The sequence below is a fragment of the Pseudomonas sp. URIL14HWK12:I6 genome (assembly GCF_000514195.1).
GTDB lineage: Bacteria > Pseudomonadota > Gammaproteobacteria > Pseudomonadales > Pseudomonadaceae > Aquipseudomonas > Aquipseudomonas putida_A.
Map to the genome: position 1 here is coordinate 178,631 of NZ_AZVL01000017.1, position 6,303 is coordinate 184,933.

Genomic DNA, 6,303 nt, shown 5'->3' on the forward strand with positions numbered 1-6,303 from the left:
GGCTGATTACTACAAAACGTATAGCGATAAACGCAAACGTGGCGTGAGGTTTCCCTCACGCCACGTTTATCGAGCGAAACAAAATGATTTACCGGGTTTAATCCCGAGCGCTTAATTCTTTGAGTTTGAGCTCGGCCAACGGGTGACCGGCCTTGGCGGCCAACGTCCACCAGCGTGCCGCTTCGGTCGGATCCGGCGCTTTGCTGGGCGTACCGGCCAAGCTGATCACGCCGACCTGATAGGCCGCTTTGCCATCACCGGCAAGCGCCGCCAGGCGCAACAGCCGCACACCCTCTTCGCGGGCACCCAGGCCAACCCCGCGAAACGTCAGAATGTGCCCATAAAAGCTTTGCGCGCCGACATCGCCAAGATTGGCCATGCGCGCAAACTGCCCCTCGAGCCAGCGCCAGCCTCTGGGCTGGCGAACAAACCACGACCAGTGAAACAGCCTACGGGCCAACCAGTAACTGGCCGACGCCTTGAGTCGTAAGAACACTCAGGCCTCCGCCGATTCCGGGTACTCGTATTCGAACACCCTGACCACTTCCGACGCATGCCAGGAGGCAGCCGCAACGCCATCGGACGGCCCGGAAAAGCGTCCAAGACGCTCGACGCATTCAAAAAAACCGGTACGTGGCAAACGGCTGGCACCCTGGCTGATCACCAGCGAACTGCGCAATGGCTGTTCAGCCTTGGCGTCGAGTGCGGCCAGATGCTCAAGTGCCGCGGTCAGCGTCTGCATCGCCGGCGTCGGCAGTTGCAAACGTTCGAGCAAGGCTCGATAAGTCAACAGATGGCGCTGCCTGCGCGCCTGATCCAGCTCCCCGAGCAATCCGTCCCAATGTTGACGACTGATGCGTACGCTCACGATTCATCCCTCCAACCCGGCACCGTCAGTTCCCAGGCCAGGCTGCGACGAATCGCGGCGTCAGGTTGACGCTCGCCGCTTTCGATCATGGCCAGATAAGACGGGCTGATGCCTACCGTGCGGGCCAACGCCTCGATGGCGATGCCCTTCCCTTCGCGCAAACTGCGTAGTTGATCCAGACCTGGAAGAATCGGGTCCGGCGTTGCGGCGGCCGGCGCTGGCGCCTGCTGCTGCGGTGTTTCGTTGATGCCTGCTGCTTTCAGTAGAGCCTGATACTGAACCCATGGCAGAACCGCATATTCGGGTTCGCCATCGCGTGCAATTATCTGAATATCCATGACTACCCCGTAGGACAACAACACTTAGCGAGTCGGCACTTTTCCCTAGAAGTGTAATCCTAACAGCGGCCAAGGTCGCGGGGGGTATCTATCTGTCTGCAGGCGGGGTGAATCAGGGCTTTTTCGGGCCCTGAAGCTGAAGTTGCTCGGGGGTATCAGGCAGGCGCTCGACCACCGCGAGTTTTTCCGGCTGCTGCCGGTTGCGCCAGAGCCGAAAAGCATTGAGCTCATCGTCGAGGGTTTTCATCAGCCAGGCCAGCACAGCGATGTCATCGAGCATACCGAACACCGGGATGAAATCCGGAATCGCATCCACCGGGCTGAGGAAGTACATCAGGCCCGCCACCACCGAGACGATGGCTTTCGGGCTGATGGCTCGGTATTCGCCACGCCAGTATGCAAGACACAGTGCCTGGAGCAAACGCAGATCTTCCTTGAGTTTGCCAAGGCGATTGCCTTGCGCCGCTCCTTTGCTCGCCACCGCGAACAACAGGGTCGGCAGACGCCCACGCGCCAGCAATCGACCGGCGAGGGGCAGAAATCGGGCGAAATTCCACGGCGCTTTCATCTATTTCTCCCGTTGAAATGTTATCCACACAAATTGTGGATAACCTTGTGAACAGAGCTGCATTTCAGCGCTGAAAGCCCCGTTTTATAAGGGCCGCGCTCAGATCGGGCGTTTTTTACTCACATAAAAAACCCCAATATTTCATTGACTTGGCGGCTCAGGGCGTCTAGCGCTGGCAGCCTCAATCTCTAGGACTGCTGTAAGCGCCATCCGTTCGCTCTGTTTACCGCCAGCATCGTCCAGATGCAACAACGCCCCGCATATGCGAGGCGTTGTCTTCGAAGCTACAGCCGATTACTTGGCGGCGGCGTCTTCTTTGGCAGGATCCTTGATGGCCAGCAGTTCCAGGTCGAAGACCAGAACCGAGTTGGCCGGGATTGCCGGGCTTGGCGATTGCGCGCCGTAAGCCAGATCGCTAGGAATGTACAGTTTGTACTTCTCGCCAACGTGCATCAGTTGCAGACCTTCAACCCAACCCGGGATCACGCCGCTGACCGGCAGATCAATCGGGCTGCCACGTTCAACAGAGCTGTCGAACACGGTGCCGTTGGTCAGCTTGCCGGTGTAGTGAACAGTCACGACGTCGGTAGGCTTAGGCTGTGGGCCGTCGGCTTTCTTGACCACTTCGTACTGCAGACCGGAAGCGGTGGTGGTGACACCAGGCTTCTTGCCGTTTTCTTCGAGGAATTTCTTGCCAGCGGCTGCCGACTCTTCGCTCATCTTGGCCATACGCTCTTCAGCACGCTTTTGCAGCGCGGCAAAGGCTTCGACCAGTTCTTCGTCTTTCAGCTTCTGTTCTTTCTTGCCGACGGCATCTTCGATGCCCTGGGCTACCGCTTTGGAGTCCAGATCATCCATGCCTTCCTGAGCAAGGCTCTTGCCCATGTTCAGGCCGATACCGTAGGAAGCTTTTTGCGCCGGGGTTTTCAGCTCTACGCTGGTCTGCGAATCACAACCCGCGAGGACCAGGCTAACCAGGGCTACCGCCGCCGCCAACCGATGCTGTTTCATGCTATTTCCTTGTTCATGCGCCGAAAGGGCAATCGAGTAAAGCCGCGAGCTTATCAGGCCGCCACGACCAATGGCTACCGGCATGAGAGCAGGAAATGTCCGATAAGTTCAGGGATTAAAACGCATTCGGGCCAAGGGACGATGAAGCTTCTGTCATCTGAAGCTGACAAGGGCTGATGAGACTTCCTACGACAGTTGGCGTAATGGCCACTTGCCGCACCTGCAACAGCTGAGGCATAACAAGGCAACAACTCGACAAGGATGTTTATCTTGCGCCTCTTATACCGTGTGCTGGCACTGATCATTGTGCTGCTGGGCCTGGCTCTGGCAGTGATTCTGTACTTCGTCGCCAACCCGAAACTTCCATTCTATATCCCGGCCCAACAGGTGCATTACCTGCAGCAGTGGAGCGAGGAGGAACGCCAGACCTACTACTTCACGCCGCAAGGCACACAGGTCAAAGGCCTGCGCTATGAATGGTTCGAGGCGCTGGAACTGCCCTTCTCGCAGCAGCGTTTCGCGTCCCCGGAATACCTCGCACGCTTCGGTTTTCTGGTTGATCCACAGCAGAAAGCCACGTCGAAAAACCCCGGCAATCTGCCGGTCGGCTTTGCCCGCCACGCGAATCCCGGTGGCAGCGAGCAATATCTCGATATCACCTGCGCTGCTTGCCACACTGGTGAATTGCGCTTCAAAGGCCAGGCCGTGCGAATTGACGGTGGTTCGGCGCAGCATGTCTTGCCTTCCAGCGTTCCTACATTGCGCGGTGGCAGTTTCGGACAAGCCTTGGTCGCGAGTCTGGCCTCGACTTACTACAACCCATGGAAATTCGAACGTTTCGCCAGAAATGTTCTGGGCGATGATTACGAGGCGCGCCGCGAACAACTGCGCAAAGACTTCAAGCAATCGCTGAACACCTTCCTCAAAGTCGCCTGGAACGACACGCATCGCGGCCTCTACCCTACCGAAGAAGGCCCGGGCCGCACCGACGCATTCGGCCGTATCGCCAACGCCACCTTCGGCGACGCGATCTCCCCCACCAACTACCGCGTGGCCAATGCACCGGTGGACTACCCGCAACTGTGGGACATGTGGACGTTCGACTGGGTGCAGTGGAACGGCTCGGCGCAGCAACCGATGGCGCGCAATATCGGTGAGGCATTGGGGGTCGGCGCCACGCTGAATTTCTTCGACAACAACGGCCAGCCGCTGCAGGGCGATGCGCGTTATGCCTCGAGTGTGCGCGTGCGCGATCTGCACCAAATCGAAGAAACCCTGCAACGCCTGCAACCGCCGGCCTGGCCGGAGGATGTTCTGGGCGCCATCGACAAACCGCTGGCCGCCGAGGGCCGCGCTCTGTTTGAGGAGAACTGCGCCGGTTGCCACGTGCCGCGCAAGACCCAGGAGGGCGAGCGTTGGGTGCAGCATTTGCACATGCTGCCGGTGGAGGTGATCGGCACCGATCCGAATGCGGCGACCAACATTGCCAACCACCGTTTCGACCTGACGCCGCTGCAATGGGATCTGAAGGAGCTTGAGCAGATGGATGTGAAGCTGCATCCAACGCCCAAAGAGCCATTGGATCTGAGCCAGCTATCGGTGGCCAAGGGCCTGGCTTACGTCACCGCATTCGTCGAAAACCGCGCTTATCGCGAGGCTGGTGTCACCCCTCAGGAAAAGCCAAAACTTGATGGCTTCGGTCTGCCGATCGGCGTGCGCGAAAAGGTCGCCTACAAGGCCAGGCCGTTGGCCGGTATCTGGGCCACCGCGCCGTTTCTGCACAACGGTTCAGTACCGAGCCTTTATCAACTGCTGTCACCGCAGGATGAGCGTGCCACAACGTTTTATAAAGGTTCGTTCGAATACGACCCGCGTCATCTGGGCTATCGCACCGAAGCCTTTACCAATGGTTTCCTGTTCGACACGCGAATTTCCGGCAACCACAACAGCGGTCATGAATTCCGCGCCGGCGAGCGTGGCAATGGGGTCATCGGCCGACTGCTGCAACCAGAAGAACGCTGGGCCTTGCTGGAGTACCTGAAAGTACTGGGCGGACCGTTGGAGGCGCAATTGCCATGATGATCAACCCGTACAAAAGACCGTCGATGTTCGCCCGCGTCTGGTTATGGCTGGGGCGCCTGCTAGGCAAAACCCTGCTGACATTGCTGATTATCGGCCTGCTGGGCTGGGCCATCGCGAGCGCATGGTTCGTCTGGCAACACAGAGGCCCGGTATCGGCGCAGGAACAGATTCCCGCTGGTGAAGCGGCGATGACCCAGGATGTGATCCAGACCGCCGTACGCATCGTCGATCAACATCGCGAAAGCACGCGTTATCTGCGCGACGCGCATGCCAAGGCCCATGGTTGCGTGAAAGCCGAAGTGACGGTGTTGCCGGAACTGGCACCAGCGCTGCGCCAAGGGGTGTTCAGCGAACCGGGCAAAACCTGGCAGGCGATGATTCGCCTGTCCAATGGCAACGCCTACCCGCAGTTCGACAGCATCCGCGATGCCCGGGGCATGGCAATCAAACTGCTCGATGTGCCCGGCAAACCATTGCTCGGCGACCGTCAGCAGCGCCACGAGCAAGACTTCGTGATGTTCAGCCACCCGAACTTCTTTGTCAGCGATGTCGCCGAGTATCGTCAGAATGTGGCGGCTCAGGCTGACGGCAAAAAGATCATGGCGTTCTTTCCTGGCTGGGATCCGCGCAACTGGCAGATCCGCCACCTGTTCATCGCCTTGGCGACCCTGGCGCCGCCACCAGACAGCCCGACGGCGACCACGTACTTTTCGGTATCGCCCTACAAATTCGGGGAGGCCAATGCGAAGTTTCGAGTCGCGCCGGATCCGGACAATTGCCCGGCGTATGCCCTGCCCCCGCAAAACCACGACCTGCCGAATTTCCTGCGCAGCGCCTTGAACCAGCAACTGTCGACGGATCGGGTGCCAGCGTGTTTTGTGCTGCAGATTCAGCGCCAGGACGCGAACAAGTACATGCCGATCGAGGACACCAGCATCGAGTGGCGCGAGCAGGATTCACCGTTCGAAAGTGTGGCGCGAATCACCCTGCCTGCGCAGGACTTTGACACGCCGGCATTGAGTCTGGCGTGCGACAACCTGTCGTTCAATCCGTGGTTTGGTATCGAAGCGCACCGACCGATTGGCGGGATCAACCGCTTGCGCAAAGCGGTGTATGAGGCGGTGAGCGATTATCGGCATAGCCGCAATGCCGAATAGTGAGAATTCCTCTGTAGGAGCTGTCGAGTGAAACGAGGCTGCGATCTTTTGATCTCTAAAAGCAAGATCAAAAGATCGCAGCGTGCCGCAGCTCCTACAGAGGAGATCGAGTGATTTCACAAATCACAGACAGCAAAAAGCCCGCACTTGGCGGGCTTTCTGTGGTGACCTGGCGTTCAGTGGGTCCAGGTGACCGAATATGGCGCAGCGGACGGGACTCGAACCCGCGACCCCCGGCGTGACAGGCCGGTATTCTAACCGACTGAACTACCGCTGCGC

Annotated in this window: 7 protein-coding genes and 1 tRNA gene; 2 read left to right on the forward strand and 6 right to left on the reverse strand. The window is 58.8% G+C overall.

Going from position 1 to position 6,303, the window contains the following annotated elements; genetic code table 11:
- Positions 1 to 97: 97 nt before the first annotated feature.
- The 5 genes from H043_RS0120200 to H043_RS0120220 all read right to left on the reverse strand — a co-directional run bounded on the left by H043_RS0120200 (position 98) and on the right by H043_RS0120220 (position 2,785).
- A complete protein-coding gene (locus H043_RS0120200) occupies positions 98 to 496 on the reverse strand; it encodes an SEL1-like repeat protein (protein ID WP_027613365.1) in 399 nt (132 codons plus the stop codon).
- The gene (locus H043_RS0120205; RefSeq protein ID WP_003223109.1) at positions 497 to 868 is read right to left on the reverse strand and encodes a hypothetical protein; all 372 of its coding nucleotides are present in this window, start codon (positions 866 to 868) and stop codon (positions 497 to 499) included.
- Positions 865 to 1,206: a helix-turn-helix domain-containing protein gene (locus H043_RS0120210; protein ID WP_027613366.1), complete on the reverse strand. Its 342-nt coding sequence runs from the start codon at positions 1,204 to 1,206 to the stop codon at positions 865 to 867. The genes H043_RS0120205 and H043_RS0120210 overlap by 4 nt, the downstream gene beginning before the upstream one ends.
- A gap of 112 nt (positions 1,207 to 1,318) precedes the next feature.
- Positions 1,319 to 1,774 carry a YkvA family protein gene (locus tag H043_RS0120215; protein ID WP_027613367.1) on the reverse strand — a complete coding sequence of 152 codons (456 nt, stop codon included), beginning with the start codon at positions 1,772 to 1,774 and terminating at the stop codon, positions 1,319 to 1,321.
- Positions 1,775 to 2,068: 294 nt separating this feature from the next.
- Positions 2,069 to 2,785 (reverse strand): FKBP-type peptidyl-prolyl cis-trans isomerase, encoded by a 717-nt coding sequence (locus tag H043_RS0120220; protein ID WP_007966725.1) that lies wholly within the window; start codon positions 2,783 to 2,785, stop codon positions 2,069 to 2,071.
- Positions 2,786 to 3,055: 270 nt separating this feature from the next.
- Between H043_RS0120220 and H043_RS0120225 the strand changes: the two genes are divergently transcribed.
- Both H043_RS0120225 and H043_RS0120230 read left to right on the forward strand, forming a co-directional pair.
- On the forward strand, positions 3,056 to 4,864 hold the full coding sequence (locus tag H043_RS0120225; RefSeq protein ID WP_027613368.1) for a di-heme-cytochrome C peroxidase: 1,809 nt from the start codon (positions 3,056 to 3,058) through the stop codon (positions 4,862 to 4,864).
- A 26-nt stretch (positions 4,865 to 4,890) separates the two neighbouring features.
- A complete protein-coding gene (locus tag H043_RS0120230; protein WP_177325648.1) occupies positions 4,891 to 6,024 on the forward strand; it encodes a catalase family protein in 1,134 nt (377 codons plus the stop codon).
- A 200-nt stretch (positions 6,025 to 6,224) separates the two neighbouring features.
- Here H043_RS0120230 and H043_RS0120235 read toward each other — a convergent pair.
- Positions 6,225 to 6,301, reverse strand: a tRNA-Asp gene (locus tag H043_RS0120235).
- Positions 6,302 to 6,303 lie beyond the last annotated feature (2 nt).

What these genes read in the sequence shown, in the direction of transcription:
- H043_RS0120220 (WP_007966725.1), bottom strand. Translation starts at nt 2,785, where the DNA reads ATGAAACAGCATCGGTTGGCGGCGGCGGTAGCCCTGGTTAGCCTGGTC.
- H043_RS0120230 (WP_177325648.1), top strand. Translation starts at nt 4,891, where the DNA reads ATGTTCGCCCGCGTCTGGTTATGGCTGGGGCGCCTGCTAGGCAAAACC.
- H043_RS0120210 (WP_027613366.1), bottom strand. Translation starts at nt 1,206, where the DNA reads ATGGATATTCAGATAATTGCACGCGATGGCGAACCCGAATATGCGGTT.
- H043_RS0120215 (WP_027613367.1), bottom strand. Translation starts at nt 1,774, where the DNA reads ATGAAAGCGCCGTGGAATTTCGCCCGATTTCTGCCCCTCGCCGGTCGA.